General features: G+C 72.5%; 17 protein-coding genes. All 17 read right to left on the bottom strand.

Annotation, left to right across the window (positions count from 1 at the left end):
• Positions 1–55 precede the first annotated feature (55 nt).
• Positions 56–3,376, bottom strand: coding sequence for a hypothetical protein (locus AQY21_RS00615; RefSeq protein ID WP_058095972.1), 3,321 nt, complete (start codon positions 3,374–3,376; stop codon positions 56–58).
• Positions 3,377–3,448: 72 nt separating this feature from the next.
• Positions 3,449–6,712 carry a phage tail protein gene (locus AQY21_RS00610; RefSeq protein ID WP_058095971.1) on the bottom strand — a complete coding sequence of 1,088 codons (3,264 nt, stop codon included), beginning with the start codon at positions 6,710–6,712 and terminating at the stop codon, positions 3,449–3,451.
• Complete coding sequence (locus tag AQY21_RS00605) at positions 6,709–9,249, bottom strand: hypothetical protein (RefSeq protein ID WP_058095970.1); 2,541 nt, start codon at positions 9,247–9,249, stop codon at positions 6,709–6,711. The genes AQY21_RS00610 and AQY21_RS00605 overlap by 4 nt, the downstream gene beginning before the upstream one ends.
• 4 nt (positions 9,250–9,253) lie before the next feature.
• Complete coding sequence (locus tag AQY21_RS00600; RefSeq protein WP_058095969.1) at positions 9,254–11,686, bottom strand: baseplate J/gp47 family protein; 2,433 nt, start codon at positions 11,684–11,686, stop codon at positions 9,254–9,256.
• Positions 11,683–12,081 carry a GPW/gp25 family protein gene (locus AQY21_RS00595; RefSeq protein ID WP_058095968.1) on the bottom strand — a complete coding sequence of 133 codons (399 nt, stop codon included), beginning with the start codon at positions 12,079–12,081 and terminating at the stop codon, positions 11,683–11,685. Before AQY21_RS00595 ends, AQY21_RS00600 begins: the two co-directional genes overlap by 4 nt.
• Positions 12,082–12,094: 13 nt before the next feature.
• Positions 12,095–12,571, bottom strand: a complete 477-nt coding sequence (locus AQY21_RS00590) for a hypothetical protein (RefSeq protein WP_058095967.1) — start codon at positions 12,569–12,571, stop codon at positions 12,095–12,097.
• 3 nt (positions 12,572–12,574) lie between these two features.
• Positions 12,575–13,318, bottom strand: a complete 744-nt coding sequence (locus tag AQY21_RS00585; protein WP_058095966.1) for a phage baseplate assembly protein V — start codon at positions 13,316–13,318, stop codon at positions 12,575–12,577.
• Positions 13,315–14,460, bottom strand: coding sequence for a phage late control D family protein (locus AQY21_RS00580; protein ID WP_058095965.1), 1,146 nt, complete (start codon positions 14,458–14,460; stop codon positions 13,315–13,317). Before AQY21_RS00580 ends, AQY21_RS00585 begins: the two co-directional genes overlap by 4 nt.
• Positions 14,461–14,467: 7 nt before the next feature.
• Positions 14,468–14,746: a hypothetical protein gene (locus AQY21_RS00575; RefSeq protein ID WP_058095964.1), complete on the bottom strand. Its 279-nt coding sequence runs from the start codon at positions 14,744–14,746 to the stop codon at positions 14,468–14,470.
• Positions 14,747–14,758: 12 nt separating this feature from the next.
• The gene (locus tag AQY21_RS00570) at positions 14,759–15,439 is read right to left on the bottom strand and encodes a hypothetical protein (protein ID WP_058095963.1); all 681 of its coding nucleotides are present in this window, start codon (positions 15,437–15,439) and stop codon (positions 14,759–14,761) included.
• On the bottom strand, positions 15,436–15,708 hold the full coding sequence (locus AQY21_RS00565; RefSeq protein WP_058095962.1) for a hypothetical protein: 273 nt from the start codon (positions 15,706–15,708) through the stop codon (positions 15,436–15,438). The genes AQY21_RS00570 and AQY21_RS00565 overlap by 4 nt, the downstream gene beginning before the upstream one ends.
• Positions 15,705–17,606, bottom strand: a complete 1,902-nt coding sequence (locus AQY21_RS00560; protein WP_152988032.1) for an ATP-binding protein — start codon at positions 17,604–17,606, stop codon at positions 15,705–15,707. Before AQY21_RS00560 ends, AQY21_RS00565 begins: the two co-directional genes overlap by 4 nt.
• Positions 17,603–18,760, bottom strand: a complete 1,158-nt coding sequence (locus AQY21_RS00555; protein ID WP_058095960.1) for a Pvc16 family protein — start codon at positions 18,758–18,760, stop codon at positions 17,603–17,605. The genes AQY21_RS00560 and AQY21_RS00555 overlap by 4 nt, the downstream gene beginning before the upstream one ends.
• A gap of 1 nt (position 18,761) precedes the next feature.
• Complete coding sequence (locus AQY21_RS28280; protein ID WP_152988031.1) at positions 18,762–19,046, bottom strand: hypothetical protein; 285 nt, start codon at positions 19,044–19,046, stop codon at positions 18,762–18,764.
• A gap of 770 nt (positions 19,047–19,816) precedes the next feature.
• The gene (locus AQY21_RS00550; RefSeq protein WP_058095959.1) at positions 19,817–20,533 is read right to left on the bottom strand and encodes a hypothetical protein; all 717 of its coding nucleotides are present in this window, start codon (positions 20,531–20,533) and stop codon (positions 19,817–19,819) included.
• A gap of 49 nt (positions 20,534–20,582) precedes the next feature.
• The gene (locus AQY21_RS00545; protein WP_058095958.1) at positions 20,583–21,083 is read right to left on the bottom strand and encodes a phage tail protein; all 501 of its coding nucleotides are present in this window, start codon (positions 21,081–21,083) and stop codon (positions 20,583–20,585) included.
• A gap of 28 nt (positions 21,084–21,111) precedes the next feature.
• Positions 21,112–23,019, bottom strand: coding sequence for a phage tail sheath C-terminal domain-containing protein (locus tag AQY21_RS00540; protein ID WP_058095957.1), 1,908 nt, complete (start codon positions 23,017–23,019; stop codon positions 21,112–21,114).
• Positions 23,020–23,532 lie beyond the last annotated feature (513 nt).

Raw genomic sequence — 23,532 nt, 5'->3', positions numbered from 1 at the left:
GAGTTCGCCTCCAGCCTAGCATTTCTGCGGGTCCGCTCCAAAGCAATTCTCCACCTCAGGGCAGGGTCGCGGGCAGGCTGGGACTGCCCATCCCCGAATAGGCGTTGTCGGCAAAGGCGCCGATGAAGACATCGGGACGGCCCCAGCTCGGCTCGTCATTGCCAAGACTGACCCAGCGGATCCCGACCGAGGGGCCGTGGCAGAAATTGCCCCTGACCTCGACCAGCGGCCCGAACCAGCCCCACAGGCGGATGCCGTCGCAATCCAGCCCGATCGGCTGTTCGCCATCCGCCAGCGGCACATAGCCGGCATCGATGGCCTGGTTGCCGTTGATCCGCGCCGACAGCGCGCTGCCGATCCAGATGCCGCCGCGCTGGCGGGCCTGCCAGGGCAGGCGCAGGTCGATCCGGTTGTCCTGCACCTCGACCGAGCGCAGGAAGATGAAATTGGACCGTGACCGGCCCGAAGAGCCGGCGACGCGAATCCCCTGGACGAAGCCCGAAACCTGGTTGCCGCGGATACGCGCGCTCTGGCCCGGCAGCGCCAACAGCGCGGCGACCGGGCGGACCAGCGACCTGCCGCGGGCCGGTCCGCGAGAGACGGCGACGGTGATGCCGGTGCGTCCGTGGGCCACGCCGTTCGTGGCGGTCAGCCCGTCGCGCAGGGGCTGGAACAGCGGCCCCGTCCCGGCCGGGATGGTTGCCGGAGAGGCGAGACCAAAGACCGCGCGCGCGAGGTTGCGGCGAAAGTCGCGCAGGAAATCGTCCATGATCTCGGGCGGGTGGTTGGCGCCGCCGGGGGGCTGGTTCGTTTCCGCGATGCGATCCCACAGCTCGCTGTCCAGCGTGACATGGGTGGTGAAGCTCAGCGTGTCGCGGCCCCAGATGCCGTTCGCCATGGCGATGCCGTGCCGCGCGACGACGGGCGGGCCGGGAGGCGGGACAAAGGCGAAGACGGGACTGCCGACGAAGTCGAAGCCGCCATCGCCGTCGTGCAGGGTGATGCGGTCCAGCAGCACCTCTCCGACCGCGCGCAGGGTCTCGCCGCCGGCGGCGAGTTCGACGGCGAGGTTCAGGGGATCGGGGCGGATGGCGATGACGTTGTCCTCGATTTCCGCATGGCCGGGGTCGGCGGCGGTGACGCCGCTGTCGAACATCCCCAGGCTCAGCGTGCAGCGGCGCATGGCGAAACGGCGGGTCGGACGGGCCGCGCCCGATACCTGCCGGATGGCCGAGGGGCCGGGTGCCGCAAGGCTGGCCGCGGTGACACGGACCTGGTCCAGCCGCACCTCGCCGCAATCGACGAAATCGATGACCGCGCCGTCGCCCGCGGCCAGGGCCTCGGCCGCGAAGTCGCGCAGATCGACCGAGCGGCAGCGCTCGAAGCGGATGATGCGCCGCAGGTTGCCGCGCAGGATCGTACCCGGCCCGATGCCGCCCACGATCAGGTCGCCCTTGTCGGCGACGACGATGGTCGCGGTCAGGTCGCGCACCCCGGCATTCAGGCAGATGCGGGCGTTGCCGTTTGGCGGAATCGTGTCGATCACCGTCTGGACCGAGGCCCCGGGCGGCACTGCGATCTCGCCGCAGCCGTCGGACAGGCGCAGGAACAATTCATCCAGCGCCTCTTGAACGGTATCCGCCTCGGTGCCGACGCGGGCGCCGTCATAGCCGGTGAAATCGGCCTCTTGCTGGCACAGCCTGCGGCTGCGCGCGTCCAGCCATGCGCGCAGGATCATCGGCGTCGCCGCCGCCCCGCGCTCCAGCAGCGCCAGCGGCGCGAATTGCCGCTCGGGGCCGTGGGCGGTGGTGACGGCGGGACCGTTGGCCTGCGCGGCCAGCACACGCGCCTCGGCCTGCCACCAGTCGCCGGGCTCGAACGCGCCATCGACCTCGGCGATCAGCCCGTGTTCCAGCGTCAACGTGGCCGCGCCGGTGCCGGGCCGCTCCAGGAGGCCCGACCACAGCCGCAGCTTGAGCCCTTCGGTCCCCAGCGGCGCGGGGCTGAAGGGCGGGGCCGGGGTTTCGGTCAGCGGATCGAGCAGCCGGAACTCGCGCAGCGAGCCGGCGACGACATCGCCGCCGTCCAGCCGGAACAGCATCCCCTGCATCCGGCGCGGACGCAGGAAGCCCGCGGCATTCACCGTGCCGGGGGCGGCGTCGCCGCGCTCGATCGCGTCCGAGGTCAGCTCGACCAGGTCGCCCGCGCGCAAGGGATCGTTCGCGCCGACGCGGACATGGGTGACGGCCGCGCCCGGCGGTTGGTCGGGCATCAGGGTGCAGGGCCACAGCCCCGCCGCATTGTCGCGCGACCACTTGAACCGCGTGACCGCGCCGCCGCCGGTCGTGACCTCATGCACGACCAGCCGATAGAGGCGGTTCTCGGTGCCGCTGTAGCCGCCCGGCACCGGCAGGTCGCAGGGATCGGCGGCGGCGGTGCCGGCGCTGGTGCCGAAGGCGACGCTGCCCGTGGGCAGGGTTAGGCGGTCGAAGGCGGCGGCGATGGCCGCGGGATCGCTCAGCCCCGTGACGGGGGCCAGCTTGACCTGCGCCACGACCTCGGAGCGGCTGGTCGTCTCGCGCCCGGGACCAAGCGCCTGCTCGCGCAGGCCGGGATCCTCGACGGCGGTGACGACGCGCTCGGACAGTTCCAGATAGGCCGCGACGCGCGAGCCCGGCGCCCCGGCCGAGGCGGCGCGCAGCTGATCCGCCGCGGGTCCGGTCAGGTCGGGCCAGGCGGCCTCGCGCGCGGTGGCCAGCAAGCCGCCGATCTGGAAGCCGCCCGAGCACCAGTGCAGCACGGCCGAGGCGCCCGAGGGGGCCTCGGTTTCGATCAGGGCGACCCAGCAGGGCTGTGCGCCGGGGGCAAAGACGGCCTGCGCCCCGTTCAGCGTGACGGCAAGGGGGGCATAGCTGCCGGTCGCCGGGACGTTGACGACGGTGCCCGCGACCGCCACCGTCGCCGGCTGGTCGGCGCGCATCCAGACCCGGCAGGGCGTCGGCGCGGCCAAGGGGTTGCGCAGCGGCACGGTGACGGTTCCCGCCCCGCCGCCGAGCTGAAGCCCCGGCAGCCGGTCCAGATATTTGCGCGAGAAGTCCCGCGCCGCGCTGGCGCCGCCCGCCACCTGCGGCTGTTGCCCCAGGATCGGGTCGAACATCGCTAGAAGCCGCCCCGGCGTGACGAGGAAACCAAGGTCGGTCGAACCGCTTTCGCAGGCGACATGCACCAGCCCCTTCCGGTCGATCCGGTCGCTGGCGTCCATCAGCGCATGCAGGTCGCTGTCGAGGATCGGTGCGCCCTGCCGCGGCAGCACGCGCCGATAGCTGCGCCCCCGCTTGGCGTCAGGCCGGTGTCCGCGCGAAAAATCCCCTTCCATGGCCTGTCCTCCCTGTCATCCCCGCGTTCCCCCGCTGCGGCGGCGGCGCGATTCCCGTTTGGCCGGGCCCCGTCAGGCCCGCGCCACGATTCCCGTCCTGAGCCCGGCCGGCGTATGCTCGGCCAGCCGCCGCTCCAGCCCCGCGTAAAGTTCGCCCAACCTTGCGGCGTTGAAGGCGCCGATCTCGCCCCCGTCGGAAGCGCCGGTCAGCACCCGCGCATCGCCCCGCGCATCCAGCCGCAGGAAGGCCGGGTCGCGGCGTTCCCGGCTTTCAAAGGGCGGGCGGATGGGCTGGCCGGTCGCCGGGTCGGTTTCCAGCACGCGATGGCGGCGCGGGGTCTGGCTGCCGGGGCCGACCAGCGAATAGCGCAGGCAGCCGCGAAACCGCTCATGCGCCAGCAGCAGCCCGGCGACGATGGTGTCGGAAAGTTCGGCCTGGCCCACCTCGACCCGGCCCAGCAGGGTCGCGCGTTCGGCGGCCAGCCGCGCCAGCGGGGCCGTCAGCGCCGGATGGATGTCCTCGGCCGCCGCGACGATGGAATCGGCGATGTCGATCTCGCCCGGCTCATCGACCAGCAGCGGGCCGAGGATGCAGCGCCGGATGGTCGCGCGCTCGACCCCGGCGGCCTCGAACAGCCGCAGCCGCAGGGTGATGTCGGCGCGAAGCACGCCGACGAAGCCCAGAAAGATCTGCTGCGCCGGGGGCAGTTCCAGCGTCATGCCGCCAGCTCCCGTCCGGGTCAGGGCGATGCCGCCAAGTGCAAGGCTGTCATAGCTGGCCGCGCCGGGCACCGAGGAGGCGACCTGGATCACCGGCCGCTCGAAAGGCGCGGCGCGCAGTTCCAGCCGTGCGGGGTTGGCGGGCCAGACCAGCGCCTCGGCGGGGTAGAAGCCGGAATCGACGATCTCGATGATTTCCTCGGGCTGGCCCGCGCCCGCCGCCGCCAGTGCCGCGGCGACCGTGCGGTGCAGCGGCAGGCCGAGCAGCTGCGGCGAGGCGTCGCTGCCGAGATGCCCCGAGGCCGAGACCAGCCGTGTCGGCGGCGGGCGCAGGCCCAGCCAGCGGCGGTGGTCGATGGGCAGGGCGCCCATGGGCATGGTCGCCCCCTCTTGCAGGTCGACCGTCACCGGGTCCGGCTCGGCGATCCCGGCCGCGGGCGGGTGCGGCACGATCCCGTCGCCCGTGTTCATCGCGAACAGCCCGAAGCGCGGGTCGATGTCCAGCCGCCCCGGCCGGGTCGGCTCCAGCACGTCGGGGCCGGATTCGCTTTGCCACGGGCACAGCCGGCGCCAGCCCGCCTCGCGGCGCCGCATCGCCACCGGGCCGGGCAGCGGCGCGGCATCGCCAAGGCTGCGCCGCATCGGCGTCGTCGTCCCGGCAAGCCAGGTCGAGCCGTCCGCGCCCGCCTGGACCGCCACGCTGTGCCGCGCCAGCAGCGGGCCGCGCGGCCAGAAGGCGCTGCCGTCCGGCGCCGTCTCGGCCGTGTCCGAGGCGATGAGCTCGGGCAGGTGGATCAGCACCGAACGGCCGTCATAGGCGGTAAAGGCGATCTCGGCCGGGGTCATGATCGCACCGTTCAGGCTGGATTCGAAGCGCAGCGACAGGGCAAGGTCGGAAGGACCGGCGCTGAGGATCGCGCCCAGTTCGCCGAAGCGCGCCGGCAGGGCCGCGGCGGCCAGCGGCACGCCGTCCGCGCCCACCGCCGACCAGCTGGCGGTGCGCGGGTCGGGGCCGGTCCAGTCCAGCCGCAGCATCGGGGCAAAGCGGCGCTCGCCGGCGAAAAAGGACAGCGCCAGCACCAGCGCGCAGCGGGTGGCGGGGGTCGCCGGCAACAGGCCGTTCGCGCGCAGCACGGTCCCGCCATGCAGCACGGCCGGCGCGGCGGCCGGCGCGGCCAGTGCCGGGGCGAAGGGCGCACGCTCGGCGGTGCCCTCGGCCTCGGGCCAGACCGGCCCGACCGGCCCCGAGGCCAGCGCCCGGGCGGGCAGCGCCCCCGCCGCCAGCGGCAGGGGTTCGTGCAGCGCGCCGTCGGCGCCGATCCAGTAAAGCCTTTCGCCGCTGATCCGCTGTTCGGGGATGCGCAGATACAGCGCGCCGCGCCGATAGCCCGCCAGCGCCAGCTCGGCCACGGCCGGGGCACGGCCGGCCGATGGCGCGCCGCCCGCGACCTCGACCACCGTCGCGCCGATCATGCGGCTGGCGGCGGGGGCTTCGGGGCGCAGGCGCAGCAGCATGACATGGCTGTCCGCGACATCGCCCGCGCCCGGGGCGGTCCCGGCCTGGCCCGCCGGGCCGACGGTGACCTGCCCGCGCAGTTCCGCCAGCGCCAGATCGGGCAGGTTGCCGGCAAGCGGGGCCGAGACCAGCTCGATCTGGACCGGGCCGGAATAGCGCCGGGTGTCGGCGTCGATCAGGCTCAGCACGGCGGGGCTGCGGCCCAGGATATTGTCGGCCGGATCGCGCCTGGCATTGCGCGGGACGGGGGCGGCGGGGCGGACCGCGGCGGCGGGAACCCCGGTCAGCCGCACGGCAAAGCGCCCCTCGCGCCCGAACCATGCGCCGGGATCCTCGGCAAACAGCCCGTCGGGCACACGGTCGGTGCCGGGGCGGTCCTCGAAACCCGCCGCGCGCACGCGCAGCGGCCGCCAGGCATTGTCCGGGTCGAAGGCGAAGCGGCGATCGCCCGCGCCCGCCGGCAGTTCATGGCAGGCCGCGCGGCGCAGCGGCTGAAGCTGCGTCGGAAAGGCCCAGTGGACCAGATGGCGCGGATGGACATGGCCCGAGTCGGGGCCGACGGGGCGCGGGTCGAACAGCCGCATCAGCCCCGCCAGCGGCCCCGAGGCGCGGTCGGCGACCGAGGCCGGGCGCAGGTCGGCGATCACCCGTTCGCGGCGCAGCTGGTTCAGATCCTGCGTCAGCATCACCGCCTTCCAGCCCTCGCGCAGCGCCACCTGCCGGTCGGACAGCACCCGGGCCATTTCCTCGAGCATCGCGGGCGTGCCCTTGCGCCGCCGCCAGCCCATCGCCGCGCCCAGGTTGCGGCGGTTCGCATCGGCATCGCGAAAGACCAGATCCAGCCCGATCGAGGCGGCCAGCGCGGGCAGCATGTCCTCGCCGGCGCTTTCGATGAACAGGTCGGCATAAAGCTCCTCGACCGATTGGCGGACGGCGGCCAGGGGGGCGGCCAGCGCCTCGACTATGGCCAGAAGCTCGGCGGGCTCGGGCGGTACGGCCTGCGCGGCGGCCCGGTCGCGGCGCTTGTAGAATTCGGGGATCAGCGCATAGAGCAGGTCGCGCGTGCGGTTCAGGTGGTCGCGGTCATAGGGATAGCTCATGGCGCGCCCCCCTGTTGCAGGCGGTCCAGCGCGCCCGGTTCAAGCACCTGGATCTCCAGCGCCGAGGGCTTCAGCCGCAGCCATTGCCGGGTGCTGGCGTGGATGATGTCGGCGACCTCGGCCGCGCCCGCCGCGGGCAGGGCCAGCCGGTAGCGCGTCGCCAGCACCGCGGTGATGCCGGGCCGCTCCAGCAGCCGCGCGTAAAGGCCCGACAGCGATTGCGGCGCCGAGAGTTCGCGCCCCGCAAAGGTGAACAGCCCTGGCAGGGCGCCGCCGCCCAGCAGCAACTCCTCGGCCTCGTGCCGCGCGGCCTCGGCCAGCCAGGCGCGATCGCGTTCGATCCGCAGGGTCAGCGCGATATCGACCGCCTGCGGGGCGGTGACGACCAGCGCCTGCCCGGTATCGCGGCGCGCATCCAGAAAGGCGGTGAAAGCGGCAAGATCGGCGGGGCCGTTGCCTTTGGCATCGGCGGCGACAAGCTCGATCCCCACGCCGTCGCGCCAGCGGGCCGAGGCGCGGCTGATGCCGGGGAAAAGCAGCGCCAGGTCGGCGTGATCCTCGACCGAGACGGCGCGGTCGAAGACCCGCACCGGGCGCACCGCCTGCCGCGCGATGTCCTCGGCGCCGGCTGGATCGGCGCCGCCGGCGATGGGCAGGGGGTTCGTCACCGCCCCGATCAGCGGCGAGGCTTTGCGGATACGGCTGAGCCGGCCCGCCCCGGTATTGCCCGCGGACCCCAGCCCGGTGCGATAGGCGGCGGTGACATTGCGCCGTCCCGAGGGCGGGATCGCGCCGCGCCCCTCGCCGCCGAAGCGAATGCGGACCTCGCCCGCCGCATCGGTCTGGGCAAGATGGACCCGCGCGTCGGGGCCGGCGCCGTGGAGGTCGGGGGCCGGATCCCACAGCACGCCATCGACGCGCACCTCCAGCGCCATGCGGCTGCCGAGCGCGCCGGGCAGGCGGGTGACGGGGGCGTTCTTTAGCGCGAATTCCTGATGCGGCGTCACCCCGTCGGAACTGCCGAGGATCTCCTGCTTCGCCTCGCCGTGGCTGACGCGGACGACATTGCCCAGCACCTCGACATCGCCCATCGGCCAGTCCGGGGGAAAGCCGCCCGGCACCTCAAGCCGCAGGGTCCAGCGGTTGCCGCCGTCGGGCGAGGGCTTGATCGCGGCGAAGCTGGCCTCCCGCGCCTCGCCGGTCGAGATGCGGCGCAGGATCGCGGGGCGGCCGGGGCGCATGGCGGAGAGGTCAGCCTCGACCGCAAATTCCGGCTGAAGGGGCGCCAGGTTCGGGATGGTGGGCAGCGGCTCCAGCACCTCGGACCAGCCGGTCAGGACATGGGCGTCGAGGGGAAATTCCGACCATGTCCGCCGCGGCCGGGCGGGCGAAAGCACGGCCAGTTCCAGCGTTGTCACCCGTGCCGAAAGCGCGGTTTCGGTGACGGTCTTTTCTGTCGTGACCGACACCTCCACCGCGCCCGCCGCATTGGTCGAGGTCGCGACCTTGGGCTGTTCGGTCACCTCGCCGCGCAGGAAGGTCACGACCGTCTCGGCCAGGGTTTCCAGCCAGTAGACCTCGGCCCGGTCGGGGAAAAGCACCACGGCCTTGTCGCCGGGCGCGGGCGGATCCCGCAGGGTTTCCGCAAGCAGCAGGGCATCGCCCGGCGCGGCGGGCGAGACATAGCCGAAGGCGGTGGTGCCCGCGGGCTGGGTGGTCGGCGGGCTGGCATAGGCCTGGGCCGCGGCCAGTGCCCCGGCTGGCCAGAGCGCGCCCGGAGCGTTCCAGCCGAACAGCCGCGCGCCATGGCGCGGCCGGGCCAGGATGCGATAGCCGGCCAGCCAGTCCGCGCCGGTGCCGGCCTCGGCAAAGGCATGGCCGCCGATGTTGTGCAGCGCGATCTGCGGCGGTTTGCTGTCCTGCATCTCGTTCGCGACGCGAAAGACGCCGGTGCCCCGCGTCCCTTCCAGGACGACGATCTCGTCCTTGCCCAGCCCGTGGCGCTTTTTCAGGCGCAGCGCCAGATGCCCGCCGCTGGCCTGGACGGGGTCCGGGATCTCGGCCTCGGCGGGGCGGATGGCGTTCCATTGCGCATCGACCTGTGCCTCGGCCAGCGTCTCGAAGGTCTGCGCCCTGGCCTCGCCCAGCGGTGAGGTCTGCAAGGCGAAGCCCTGGGGCAGGCTGCCCGACAGGCCGGGCTTGACGGTGAATGCCGCAAGCCCGGTCGCCGCCGCGCCGGGGCCGGGGCTGTAGGCCAGCTTGCGGGCGTGGCGGGTCAGGTTCTCGGCCAGCCGGGCCGAGCCGAGGCTGGTCTCGCGCGCATAAAGTCCCTGATGCTCGCCCAGGATATGGGCGACCAGCGCGGGCAGTTCGATCAGCGTGCGGGCAAGGCCTCGCCCCTTGGCCGGGATCTCGATGCCGTGGTCGTCGCGGGCCACGGTTTCGGCCAGCGCGACCAGTTCGCTGAAATCGGGCCCGAAATAGCGGGTGCTGTCGCGGGGCGAGGGGCTGGGGCGATGGATCGGCGGACGCGACATGGCTTTACCCCATGCTTGCGGGTTCGGGGGCGGGGCCGGCCACGACGAAGCCCTGGCCGGGCGGCGGCGTGTCGGTGCCCATGACGGTGACGGTCAGCCGGCCGCGCTCAGGCCGCGCCTCGTCGCCGGAGAATTGCGCGATCTCGGTCGGGCCCAGTTCGATCACCGCAGAGACGGCGGGCGCGCCGGCGCGGCGCAGGGGACGGAAGGTCGTGGCCTTGACCGCGCCCACGCCGGGCGCGCGGGCGACGGCGGCCAGCAGTTCGGACAAGAGGACGGTGTCGCCGAAGCCCCGGCGCGAGGGGTGGAAGAAGCCCGGTCGCGCCGCGCTGCCCGGTGCCAGCGCCTCGCGCACGGCGCGGCGGATCGCGGCGGCGCCGGTCCCGCCGCGCGGGCAGATCACGAGATGCAGGTCCAGCGCGACATAATCCGGCGCACCCAGCACATGCTCGCGTCCCGCCATGCGCAGGGCGTCGAGATGCGCGTGCACCGCCGCCGCCGTCGCCGCGTCCAGCCGGTCGCCCTGGTCGGGGGCGCAAAGGACCAGGATGGTGTTGAACACCCCGCCCAGCGGCTTTGCGGCGGCACGGGCGACGCCGGGGATGTCCTCGGCGGCGCGGGCGTAGTCGTCGGCGGTGACGCAGCGGGCGCGGGCGGGGTTGCGGATCGATTCCGGGATCAGGTCGCGGGCGACAGCGGTCGAGACCCGCGCCCGCCCGCCGGTGGCGGGCAGCAGGTTCGTCGCGGCGACCGGCGCCAACGTCGCGAAATCCGCCGCCGCGCCGGCATCGCCGCCGCCCGGCGCGCGCGCGCCCGTCAGGGCGAAGGCGCCCAGGTTTCCTGCCTCGGCATCGCCTTGCCGCCAGTCCAGCCGGATGCGCTGATGCGCGGGCTGGTTCGCCAGCGCCCGCGGGCCCGTCCCCGGCGGCATCGGGACCGATCGGCCGCGATTGCCGTCGCCGAACATCAGCCAGACCGAGCCGTCCTCCTCGGTTTCGGTGGTGAAATGGCGGTCGAACCCGGCCGAGTTCATCAGCGTCGGCTGCCAGTCCCATTCTTCGGCCCCGACATGCAGCCGGACCGAGGGGCGGCCGTTCTCCTCCGTCAACACCTGCGGCTGCGGCGTCCTGAGCGCGCGGATCGTGACCGTCCCGGTGACCAGATCGGTCGCGGTGACGATGTCCTGCCGGCTGGCGCCCAGGCCCATTGCCGCGCCTTCCTCGTTCGCGGCGCTGGCGGGTTCGCCGTGGATCGCCTCGACCAGATTCGCGGTGATCAGCAGCGGCGCGCCTTCCGGGTCCGACCAGGGCCGGAAGGGCAGGGGCAGCGGCTCGGCCAGTTCCAGCCGCGTCAGCTCGCGCGGCAGCGTATGGGCGGGGTCGGACGGGTCGGCGGCCCAGCCCGGCTGGCTGATCTCGGACAGGGCCGCGATCCGGGTGACATGGGCGGCACGGCCCTGGACCAGCGCGATGCGCTGACCCGGCAGCAGATGCGCGCCCCAGCCCCACAGCAGCAATTCGCGCGCGCCCGCGGGCAGGATCGCATCGGGCGCGCCGGGCCATGCCGCCAGCCGCAGCAGGCCCCGGTCGGCATCGCGTTGCAGCCCGGCATTCCAGGCGGCATCCAGCATGGCGGGGGCTTTGCTGGTGAAGGTGGCGGTGATCCGGCCCATGCCCTCCTCGCGCACGAAGCGGGTGCCGGCGGGCAGGAAGCCCGCCCGGCCGGGCGGCAGGTCCACGGCGACGACGGCAAGCGCCGAGCCGCCCTCGTCCAGCGCCAGGCCGAGCGCGGCGGCATGGCGGTTGAGCGAAAGCCGCTCGCGCGCGGTGTCGATGAACGCCTCCTGCGCGACGCGATCCTGGTGCAGCGACAGCATCTCGGCATGATGGGCCAGCAGCTCGACCAGCATCGCCTCGGTCGAGGCGGGGTTGGTGCCGGCCCAGTTCGGATCGGTGGCGGCGGCCCAGTTCTGCATCACCGCCAGGAAGCCGGTGAAATCCTTGGTCGCCAGGTCGATGGCGGGCTGCGCCCCCGGCGGCGGGGGCGGTGCGGCGGGTTCGCGGCAATCGCCCGCCGGGCAGGCGATGAAGAAGTCGAAGCCGGCCTCGGCGAAGAACGGGTCCAGCGGGTCGTCGCCGCCCGAGATCAGTCGCACGCGGGTCTGGCCGCGCGGACCCTGCCGGACGAAGCGGACGGTGATGTCGCCGTCGCCGTCCGAGACCGGCATGACATCGGCCTCCAGCGGCAAGCCGTCGGGCGCGGTGACGACGATGTCGTCGCGCGACATGCCCGAGGCCGCCTTGGCGAGCCGCACCGACAGGACCACGGCAAAGCCCGGCGGCGGCGGTTCGGAAAAGCCAAGCGCCGCGATCCCCTGCCAGCCCGGGCCGATCTCGGCCTCGCCCCATTGCAGTCCGAAGGCGCCCGGATCGCTCATAGCACCACCTCCAGTCGGTGGGGCGTGCGGTCGGCGCGCAGGGCGTAGTCGATCGAGACCAGCACCGAGCCCTCGTCGCCGCCATCCTCGACGGTCAGATCCTCCAGCGTGACCTCGCCCGCGAAAACCGCCTCGAGGCATTCGCGGATGCGGTATTCGATGGCCGACAGCGCCAGCGGAGAGATGTTCTGGAACACCTGCGCATCCAGCCCGGCGCCGAAGCGCGGGCGCATGACGCGCTCGGCCGGGCGGGTGAACAGAACCGCCATGATGCGGTCGCGGATATGGACATGCGGGTCCTCGGTCTCGGCCAGCCCCTCGCGGCGCAGCCGCGTGCCGGCGCGGACCAGCGGCGGGCCAAGGGCGAAGGGATCGGCGATAAATCGGGCGGCCATCTGTTCCCTCCTTTCAGGTCACGGGTGCCGGGGGCATGGGCGGCGGAAAGGTCACGATCGCCGACAGGGCCTGGGCATGCAGCGCCGCGGCGATCCGGTCGGCGCGGGACGATTGCGCGGCGCCGGTGTCGGACAGGGCCGCCGTGATCGCCGTGCCGGCGGCCGCGGTCGCGACGGGAGGCGCGGCCACGCCGGGGCCGAAGGACTGGCCGGCGACATAGGCCATGAAGGACAGCGCGATCCCCTGGCCCGCGCCCGCCGCCGAACCCGATTGCAGGACGGGGACCAGCTGCGCCTGCAACTGGCCCTTGCGCGCCGCCGCCGTCGCGCAGGGAATGCCCGCCGCCATCGCCATGCCGAACCAATCGGCGATCGCCCCCGCCAGCGCCTGTGCCGAGGCCGAGGCGTCGTCCTTGAAATCGCCGTTCTCGTCGCGCGGCAACCATTGCGACTGAAGCGATTGCGAAAGGGCGGCGGGGACAAGCGGCATGGTCTATTCCGTTTTCGAAACCTGGCTGAGATGGCTGGACCCCATTGGCTGGGCCGGTGGCCCCGAGGGGCCGACGCCGGTCGGATGGGTGTGGCTGTTGAAGAGCTGCATGAACGTGTCGCCGAGGATCAGCGATTCCGAGGCATTGGCCCCCAGCTTGATCGTGTCGGCGGTGATGGTGATCTCTCCCTGCCCCGAGATGCGCAGCTCGGCGCCCGAGGCTTCGGCGATGACCACGACCTCGCCGTCGTCGTCCAGGCTGATGACATGGCCCGCCTTGGTGCGCAGGATGACAAGGCCGGGGGCGGCGGGGCCGTCGGGGCTTTCGGGCGCCTCGGTGCCGGTCTCGGTTCCCAGGTCGTCCTGCCCGCCGCTGCTTTCGGGCGCGCCCCAGAAGGTGCCGGCCCAGATCGGGCGCATCGGGTCGCCGGCCTCGAACTCGATCCAGACGGTGTCGCCGACCTCGGGCAGGGCGAAAAAGCCGCGGTTGTGGCCGCCGCCCCAGGGCAGGCAGGGCAACGCCCAGCCGGTTTCCTGGTCCTCGCCCAGGACTTCGGGGACGCGGGCACGGATGCGGGCGATCTTCTTGGGGTCGTCGCGGTCGGTGACGATGCCCGCATATTTGCCGTAGAAGGCGGGCCGCCCGGCCTCGCCCACCAGCGCGGCCAGCGCGCGCAGCAGGTCGGGGGACAGCCCGTCCGCCGCCAGCATCCGCCCGAAATCCGCCCTTGGTCCGTTGCCGCTCATGCCGGGGGCTCCTCTTCCGCCGATTGCCCGAAGCTCTCGCCGCCGCGCCGGCCCATGGCGTTGGACAGCGCCGAGAAACGCTGGACCAGCGTGCCTTCGGTCATCTCGGTCGTGACCTCGCGGATATACCAGGTGCCGCTGAGCCGGTCGCCGACGCCCTTGATCAGCGCGGTGCGATGCGCCCGCAGCAGGCCGCGATAGCGCGCGGGGTTGAGCTGGCCCCGCGCCTCGATCGCCAGATGGTCCTCGGCGCCGCGCCCGCGCCCATGGGCGCCCATCGCCGCATCGCGGGGCAGCGCGCCGCGCAGGAAGCGGACCGAACCGGTGGCGCCGGCGCGGGCCAGCCCCTGGGCGGTCTCCGCGGTGAAAAGCTCCTGCCCCAGCACCTCGTCCTGGGCATCGCCGTCGGCCCGGACCATGCGCTTGGCCACCGCGTCGATGCCGTGGGCCAGGCGCTTTTCCGGGCGGTCGAGGCTGGCGGCGAAGTCGATCCAGTCCAGATTGGCATTCTCGCGCAATATGGTCAGGTCGGCCTGCGGCTGGCCGGTCAGGTCGCGCGGATGGAAATGGCAGGTCGGCTGGCCCGAGGCGGGATCGGGTTCCAGATAGGTGACGAAGCCGTTGCGCGCCGCCAGATGGCGCAGGAACGACCAGTCGTCGGCGCGCTGGATCAGCAGCATGTCGTCGGCGGCCAGCTTGGCATCGGTGTCCTGCGCCTCGACCTGCAAGCTGTAGCGGCCGGCGATCTCGCGCGCGGCATCGGAATCGCCGGCGTCGGGATAGCTGGCCACGCGTTCCTCCGCGGCCATCAGCATGGCGGCGTCGGCGGCCAGAACCTCCAGCCAGGAATTGGCCTCTGGTTCCTCGAAATGCGGGCGCAGATGCGAGAGGTAGCCCGAGAACACCACCTGGTCCGTCCCGCCCGGCGCGGCCAGCGTCAGGCGGATCTCGGCGCCCGGCTCGAAGGGGCCGTCGTCCAGCACGTCATAGGTGCCGTCCGCCCCCTGCCGCAGCCCGATCCGCAGCGCCAGGCGGGCGGGCAGGTTGTCCGCCTCTGTCAGTTCCAGCGCGCTGACCCGGCCAAGCAGCGCCCCCGGAAGCCGGGTTCCGTCGATCTCGATGGAAAAGCGCGGCGTGGCCATGGCGTCCTCACTTGTCCGGGGGGATCTGCACGGGCGTGCCCGGCACCACCGTGTCGAAGGGGTCGAGCGCGGGCGATGCGTCGGCGATGCGCCACAGCTTCAGCGGATCGCGGTAATAGCGCTTGGCCAGCGTATCCAGCCGGTCGGTGTCGGTGGCCACGGCGGCAAAGATCGCCGCGCGGGCGGGGCGCGGCGTCAGGGCGATCAGTTCGACCTGCGAGCCGTCCGCCCGCACCCAGGCCACCCGGGCGGATTTCGCGTAACGGCTTTTCTTTTCGACGGCCATCGCTGGTTTCCCCTATTGCGGCAGGTTGATGCTGGTGCCCTGGTCGGCGGTCGTGTCGAGATAGAGCCGCGCCATCTTGCGGCGGTTCGCGGCGGTGAAGCCGAGCGAGGACTGGACGCGGGTATTGTCGCGGGCCTCGGCCTCGCCCAGCACCTCCAGCCCGACCTCGATCTCGGCGCGGACGGGATAGAGCTTGCCGTTGAAGAAGGTCTCGGCGATCGCCATGCCGGTGATCTTGACCGGCACCACGCGCCTTTCGCCCCAGATGAACAGCACGATCGGGCGGCGGCCGCGGGCCCGCACCGGCTCGCTGCCGTCCGAGGGCGCCTCGGTCTCGCTTTCGACGGGATAGAGCAGCTCCTCCAGCGCCGAGATTTCCGGCAGCACGCCAAACTCCACCGGCAGCGAGGAATGCGCCTCGACCCGGTCGGCCAGGTCGAAGCGCAGCACCACCGAAAAGCTTTCCTTCAGCGTGCCGGACGAGGCGTCGGCACCCTGTTCGCCGCTGCTGCCCCCCGATCCCTGGGCGCCCGGCTCGGCCCCGCCCTCGCCGCCCTGCGCCTGTTCAAGCTGCAACTGGCGGGTCAGCGATTCAGGGTTGAAGCGGAACGGGATGAAGCTGGACATGACGGCGGTGTCGTCGGGATCGTAGACGGCGAAGGCGCCCTGGGTGAAATTGATCGCGTCGCTCATCGGGTAGCCTCCCATGCGGTGCGGATCGCGGTTTCCAGCCTTTGCGCCAGCGCGGCCTCGGCGCCGGGGGCCAGCAGGTCGCGGACCTCGCGCAGGTCCAGCCGCAGATCGCCCAGAGTCTGGGCACCCGCCGTCAGCCCGGCGAGGCTGCGCGCGGCCTCGGCCAGCGCGCGCTCGATCACGGCGCGCAGGCGGGCGGCATCCTCGGGCGAGGCGTTTGCGACGCTGATTTCGCCGATGTCGATGACCAGATCCGCCGCGGTGCTCATTCCGTCCCCTCCAGCCAGCGGGCCAGGGGACCGAGGTCGTCGGCCCCCCTTGGCAGCCCGGATTTCTCCAGCTCGCGGACGATGGCGCGGGCCAGGTGGCGCGGCGCCAGCGGGGCGTTCTCGGCGGCGGCCAGATGGGCTGCGGCGACGGCGGCGTTGCGGATATTGCCGCCCGCAAAGCGGAACCGCTCGGCCAGCATGGCGACGTCCAGCCCGTCCTCGCACCAGCCGGGCAGCGGCAGGTTGCGGCGCCACAGCTGTTCCCGCTCGGCCTTTTGCGGCATGGGAAAGTCGATGACGAACTGCATCCGCCGGGTGAAGGCGGGATCGAGGTTGGCGCGCAGGTTCGTCGCCAGCACGACGATGCCGGCAAAGGTCTCCAGCCTTTGCAGCAGGAATCCGACCTCGATATTGGCATAGCGGTCATGGGCGTCCTTGACCTCGGACCGCTTGCCGAAAACCGCGTCCGCCTCGTCGAAGAACAGGATGCCATGGCCGGCCTCGGCATCGTCGAAGATGCGCGAGAGGTTCTTTTCCGTCTCGCCGATGTATTTTGAGACGACCTGCGACAGGTCGGTGCGATAGAGGTTCAGGCCAAGCGCATTGGCAAGGCAGCGCGCGGCAAAGGTCTTGCCGCCGCCGGGGGGGCCGGAAAACAGCAGCGCCAGCCCCTGGGATTCCCCCGCATCCACGGGCACGCCCATGTCGGTCCAGACCCGCCGCCGCGCCTTGCGCCAGGCGATGGCATCGGCCAGCCGGCTGCGGATCTCCCTGCCGGCGACAAGGTCGTCCAGCGTCACCTCGGACCGGACATTGGTGACGAAGGGGCCCATGCGCCGCGCGCCCGCCGCGCGGATCGCGGCGGCGAAGCGTGCGGCATCGGGCCGGTCGCCCGGCGCATCGTCGGCCAGGCTGCTCAGGATTTCCGCCTCGTGCCGCGCGGCGAGAAGCTCGGCCAGCGTCAGCTGGAAGCGCGGGGCGAGCGCGTCGGCGATGGCCGCGTCGATGCCGGCGGCATCCCATGCCGAGCGCGCCTCGGCCGGGGTAAAGGCCGGCGCATCGACCGCGCGCAGCCGTCCGGCGTCGAAACGGTCGGGGGCCAGCAGGACCAGCGCGCCCGACCCCTGCCGCGCCGGGATGCGCGGCGGCACCTCCAGCGCGAACAGATCGACGACCAGCGGCGGCGCGTCGTCATCGGGCAGGGGCAGCGCTTCGCCGGGGCGAAGCACGACCAGATCGAAGCCTCGCGCCGGCAGGAGCGCGGCCAGGTCCGCGACCAGTTGCAGCGTCATGCGCCGCGACGGGCCGCGCAGCCACAGGGTTCCGTCGGCGGCAAGGATGCGGGCCGCGGCGCGGGCCGGGCGAAGCATGACCGGGCGGTGGGTGGCCGGGATGAAATCGCCCTGCACCCGGGGCTGGCTGCGGAAGGCGCGGGCCAGCCCCTCGGGCGTCAGCCGCAGGCCCCATTGCGCCGAAGGCAGGCAGGCGCCCGGAGGCGCGGCCAGTTCCAGCCGGGGATTGTCCTGGGGCGCCATCAGCGCCGCGGCCAGCGCCGCGTCATGGTCGAGGTCCAGCCCGGCCACGGCGATCCGGGCAAAGACCGCCGGCGTCGGCAGGTGCAGGCCGGCATTGTCGGCCAGGATCGAAAAGGCGGCGGCCGCGTCCGGGAAGCGTTCCGCCGCGAGGGCGGCCGCCTCGATCCAGGCCGCGGGCGACAGCGGCAGTTCGGCGGCGCGCAGGGCCAGGGGCCGCCAGTCCTCCGCATGGTCGGGCCAGCCCTCGCGCGGGTCGTATCCGGACTCGGCATCCTGCAAGTGATGGGCGACGGCCAGCAGCGCCGCCTCGCGCATCCAGTCCGCCGGCCTGCCGCCGGCCGCGCCGATCCCCATCGCGGTCATGGCGCCACCTCGACCGGCACGGCGGGGGTGAAGCGGTTCGGACCCATGCGCAGCGCCGCCAGCATGGGAATGGCGCGCAGCCCCGCCGCATTCAGTGCGGCGCGGGCCACCACCACCTGCGCGGGGGTCGCGGATGCCGGGGCAAGCTCGATCACCTCGAGCGGCGACAGGATGCCGCGCGCGGGCCACAGGAAGACCTGCGCGGCCCCGGCAAGGTCGCTGCCGGTCAGCACCAGGTCAGCGCCCGGCGCCAGGGGCGCCATGGGGGCGTCGAGCGCCGGCTGGCCGGCGGTGACGGACAGGGAATGCCGTTCCGAGCCGCCCTCGGGCGCGATCAGCACCAGGTCCAGCGCCCCCGGGTCCGCCCCCGGCGGACAGGTGACGAAGATGCGCCCCAGGGCGTCGGGCCGGGCGATCTGGCCGGGGCCGAGCGGCGGGTCGGCAAGCATGAAACTGTCGGGGCCGAGGCGCAATTCGGTCGCATTCGCCGCCTCGGCCGTTTCGATGCGCAGGCGGCGGCCCGCGCCAAGCGGGTTGGGCAGGGCGCCGATGATCGCGGGCCGGGTGATCGGCCGCGGTCCGCCCAGCCGCACGCCACCGGGCGCCACGATATCGGGTGTGGGCAGCGGCAGGTTCAGCCGTTCCAGCTGCACCGGCCCCAGCTCGACCAGGGCCCAGGGCCGGTGGCGCATTTGCAGGGGGGTGAAGATCTTTTCCATCAGGTCCGCCGCGACCGGGACCAGCGTCGCCGTCATCCGCCCCTCGCCCTGCACCGGGTCGATCTCGGCCGAGGCGGGGATCGGCAGCTCGATGACGGGATCGGTTTCGATGGCTTGCAGCGCCTGCCCAAGCCGGTTGATCGCCTGCACCGGCTCGCCCGCGGGCGAGGTGCCATAGGCGGTGATGACGAAAAACGCCGACAGCGACAGCGGCGGCGGGTGGCGCTGGCCATCGTCGCCGATGAACCATTCGTCGTTGCGATGCGTGGGCTGCGGCGTCACCCAAAGCAGCGATACCCGGATCGCCTCGCCCTGCGCGGTGGCGTTCTCGATCGGCGGGCCGGCGGCGATATCGTCCAGCAGCGGCGCGATCCCCGCCTTCAGATGGGCGGCAAGGGCGCGGCCGGCATCGTGAAGGTTGACGAAGCGCGCCATCTCAGCCTCCGTCCGGGCGGGGGATGGAATGGCCGCGCGGCGCACGCCGGGTCGCCTTGGCGAGCAGCGTCTTGCGGGGCGCGCCGGGCCGTTCGTGGGGGTTGCGCGTGACGATGGTCAGGGCGCCGATGCGGATGCGGACCTGCGGGGCCGCCTTGGGCGGCGCGGCGGGTAGCGGCGCCTCGGGCTGCCGGGCGGGGCGCAGGATGGGAGCGGCACGTGGCGTCCGGGGTGTGACGGCGGGCGCGGCGGGTATGGGCTTTGGCCGCTGGGCCGTTGGGTCCACTGGCCTGGCTGCCGTAGCCGGGGCGGCCCGGGGTGTGGCGCCGGAGGGCGGCTCCGGTTTCGGCACCGCAGGCCGAGGGGGCGGTTTCTGCACCAAGACCGGAGGCGATGGCCGCGCCGGTTCCGGCGGCCCGGGCGTGCGCAGCCCCAGCCGTTCAGCGGTTGCGGAGAGGCGCTCGGGATCGGCGGGCAGCCCCGGCGCCTTCACCCGGGGCGGGGTTGCGGGTTGCGGATGCTGCGGTCTTGCCGGGGCAGGGATGCGGAAGCCGGTCAGGACCACCCGCGAGGTGATCGGGGCCGGCGGCACGCCGGGCCGGGGCCGCTGCGCGGGCGAAGCCGGCTGCTCGGGTGGCATGGCCTTTGGTGGCCCGGCGGCCGGCTTTGCTACGGGTTTTCGCGGTCTCTGCGCCGGCCCGGGTCGGGGCGTGACCGAAGGTGGGCTTGCCGATATCCCGGCCCTTTCCGGTTTCGGTTCGGGGCCGGGCGGCGGCGGCGGCGCGGTTTCCTTGTCCGGCACGCGGCGCGGCGCGGTGGGTTGGGATTGCTGCGCTGGTCGGGGCGCCGGTGCCGGCGGCGCGGGGTCGCGTGCGCGCGGTGTCGAGGGCGCCGAAGGTGCCGGCGCGGGGGGCAAGGGCGCGGTCTGTTCGACTGCGGGGATCGCCGGCGCAGGCGCGGGCGTCAGTTGCGGGCCGGCTGCGGGGCGCAGCCGGGGCTTGGGATCGCCCGTTCCGGCGACGGGACCGACCAGCGATGTCAGCCGGGGCGCACGCATCACAGCTCCTCCGTCAGCGCCCGCGCGGCAAGGATGCGGCGCAGATAGTCCTGTCGGCGCGGAACCGGCAGGGCGAGGATCTCGGTCTCGGACCAGTGATAGCTCATCGCGATCAGGTGGATCTCGTCCAGCAGGGTCACCGCGCGGGTGCGCAGTTCGGTGTCGAGGAACGCCGCCACATCCAAGGGCAGGACCAGCGCCGCGCCGCAATCCGTGCAGGCGGTGCCGATCTCCAGCCCCAGCCCGGCCACCGCGCTTTCCAGCGCGGCGATGACGGTTTCGCGGTCGGGATCGGCCAGCCGCGCCTCGGCCTGCGCGGGCTCCATCCCCGCCGCCGTTGCAAGCAGTGCGGCCAGCGCCGCCTCTCCGTGCAGCCCCCGCCTTTCCAGCGCGATGAGATCGCCAAGCCGCAGGGCTCGGAGCGGCACGCCGTCCAGCGGCAGCGGCGCCGCGGGCTCGCGCGGCAGGTCGTCCGTGGAAAAGGCGAGCGCATTGCCGGCGCCGCAATCGCCGCAATCGGTTTCGGATTCGATGCGCGGCCCGATCAGGGCGCGGCGCAAGGCCAGCAGCACCTCTTCCCATTCGGGCAGGGTCAGGTCCGACAGCGCCTCGATCCCGCGGCCCTCGACCGAGGCGGCCAGCGCGGCCAGCCGCCCGTGGGGTCCGCCCACGGGGGCGTGAAAGGCGATTTCATCCTGTCCCGTCAAAGCGCGCACGGCTTGCTCCTTTCCCGGCGGCCCGGTCTTCCGGCGGTCCGGCGGCCGGTCAGGTTTCGGCAGGCTCGGTCACGGCCTCGTCGAGCACGAAGTTCTCGTATTCGACCTTCAGCGTCTGGATCGCGACGGCGTTGGCATTGGCGTCCATCTCTGGCAGGGCCTGGAATTCGCTGGCCCAGGCGCGGATCAGGTTGAAGGCCATGACCGGGACGCCCTGCATGTTCAGCACCTCGACCCGGACGGATTTGCGATAGTTGACCAGGCTGTTGGCCGCTTCGCCCTGCGGGTTGTTGACCTGGTTGGCCCATTCCAGGAACTGCCGGTCATGGGTCAGGCCGGCCTCGAAGGTCACCGGCTCGAACTTGGTGCGTCCGGGCATCTTGCGCACGATCCCGGCATCGGCGGCGACGCGCCATTCGATTGCCTCGGTCGTCTTCTTGACCGCCGACATCTTGGACAGCGCGGCGACGACCCGCCCGTCCCATGTCACGCGAAAGCGAAAGTTCTTGTAGGGGTCGATGCGATGGGCGTTCACGTTGAACATCGGCATGGGCTGCCTCCTTTCGATCAGCCCGCGCCTAGCGGCGGGTCATCTGGCTGAGTGTTACGATGACGAATTCGGCCGGGCGCAGCGGCGCGAAGCCGACCTGGACATTGACCACCCCCGCCGCCTGGTCGTCCGGCGTGGTCGTGTCGCTGTCGCATTTGACGAAATAGGCCTCGCGGCTGGTGGCCCCGGCAAAGGCGCCGTTGCGGAACTGGGCCTCCATGAAGGCGCCGATGGTGGCCCGCAGCGCGGCCCAGAGGCGTTCGTCATTGCCCTCGAACACGGCCCATTGGATGCCGTTGAAGATCGACCTGCGCAGGAACATCGCGGTGCGCCGGACGTTGATATAGCGCCATTCGGTCGTCGGCCGGCCGGTGCGCGCGCCCCAGACCACGCGGCCCGCGCCCGGCACCGTGCGCAGCGCGTTCAGGCCATGCGGGTTCATGCGGTCCTGGTCGCGGTCCAGCACCTGGAAATCCAGCCCCACTGTGCCCGCCAGCGCCGCCTCCAGCCCCGCCGCCACCTTCCAGACGCCGCGCCGGCCGTCGGTGCGCCCGTACAGCCCCGCGATATGGCCGGCCGCGGGGATCGCGCGCACCGGATCGCGGCCCAGGCCCGCAGGGTCGGGAACCACGATGCGCGGCCAGTAAAGCGCCCGGAAATCCGAGCCGGTGATGCCGTTGCGCGCCTGGTCCACCGCATTGCCGACGGGATCCTCGGCCGTGGTCGAGCGCGGGGCATCCGCGACAAGGAACAGGTCGCGCTGCGGGCGTGCCTCGACATAGGCCAGCACGGCGTTGACGAAACCGGCATGCTGCGCATTGGTCGTCGCGCTCAGCAGCCCGTCCGAGGCGCAGACGATCAGCGCCGCGTCGTCGATCCCGTCCAGCGCCGAGAGCGCCGCGGCATAGCTTGCGGTGGGGAAGGTGGCATTGCCGCCGGTGCCCCCGGTCAGCGCCGTGCCCGGCGTGGCGCCGGTCAGCGCCCCCTGGTTGCGCGGTCGGAAGGCGATGGGGGGCTCGATATTGGCCCAGGCCAGATAGGCCGAGCGGGCAAGCTGGTCCAGCATGTATTTTTCATCCGCCGGATCGGGGGACAGCCCCTCGAACCGTTCGACCTCGGTGAAGTTTGCCTCTCCGACGGGGCGGTAGAAGACGACGAGGTTGAAGCGCGCGGGGTCGGCATCGGTGCTGTCGGCGATGGCCACGCGCAATGCGTTGCCCCAGGCCCCGGCGCCCCGGGCGCGCAGGTTCGAGCCGGCCGTCGTGCCGCCCGCGCCCAGCAGGATGCCGGCGGGGCCGGCGGGCATGTTGACCGGCCGGATCGCCGGGCCGGACCAGCGGATGTCGGGGTCGGCGGCCAGCCGTGTGATGACATTGTCGGGATCGCCGTCGGCGGTCGTCAGGTTGGTCAGCGTCGCGTTGGCGGCGCGGTTCGCGAAGCTCGTGCCGTTGTTGGTCGAGACGCGGACCGTCAGGTTGAAATGCGCCGCATCCCCGTCGGTCGCATTGGCGATGACGACCTGGATCTGCTCGTCCGCGGCGGGTGCGCGCGCCTGCATGATCCGCGCCGTCGCCCCGCCCGCGTCGCTGACGGTGATCGAGCGTTCGGCATCGACGGGCAGGCTGGCCACGGTCGCGGGGGCATTGCCCACCCCGGCGGCAAGGCGCAGGACATAGGCGCGCGGGCCGCCGTTCTCGAAAAAGCCCTTGATCGCATAGGGCAGCAACAGCCGTGCCGTCCCGGCGTCGCCTTCGTTGCGGAAATAGCCGCCGAAGATGCGCTGGAACTGGATTTCCGATGAAACCGGCGTCGGAACGGTCGGGCCGCGTTCGGTTTCGCCGACAAGGATGGTGACGGCGGTCGGTGCGGCCTCGATCGCACGCGCCCCGCCGGGCGCCTCGCGAACATAGACCCCCGGCGTGAGAGGCGTAGTCATGATGCATGATCCTCGCTGCTTGTCGGCAGCGGTCCGGGGACAGGATAATCAGAAGCGGAGACTGTCTCTCCACCTGTCCGCGCCGTTTCCGACCCAGAGAAATTCGATTGTCCGATCTTGCTTTCCGACCCAAAGGGCCGGGCGCCTGAAAAGCGATCCTTCCGGTCGGCGCTTGCCCGGAAGCATGATCGACCTCATCATCCGGTTTCCCGGAGCGGCCAAAGCATTTTATCCTGTCGTTTTCGGGTGGAGGCCCAGAATTGCCGAGGGCGTCGTTCACCATCCATTATCACGATTACGATATCCCAAGGCCTGATTCTGTCAAGCCCTTGGCGCAGGGGCGGATGGGCTATTCGGCTTGACCCGGACGCCCGGAGGCGGTCGTGCTTCGAGTCGATAATATGTCGCAATATGCCGGGAGCCGCCGGGAATATTTGGAAAATCATTTCATAGCAGATGCTTATGATGATTTATTCGGATGGCGGGAGTTTCGTCATGGCCGTTCGCTCTCAC

It is taken from the genome of Paracoccus sp. MKU1 (assembly GCF_001447385.1).
Taxonomy (GTDB): Bacteria; Pseudomonadota; Alphaproteobacteria; order Rhodobacterales; family Rhodobacteraceae; genus Paracoccus.
Note: the sequence above shows the minus strand (reverse complement) of the source record. Positions and strands in the feature narration are given on the sequence as shown.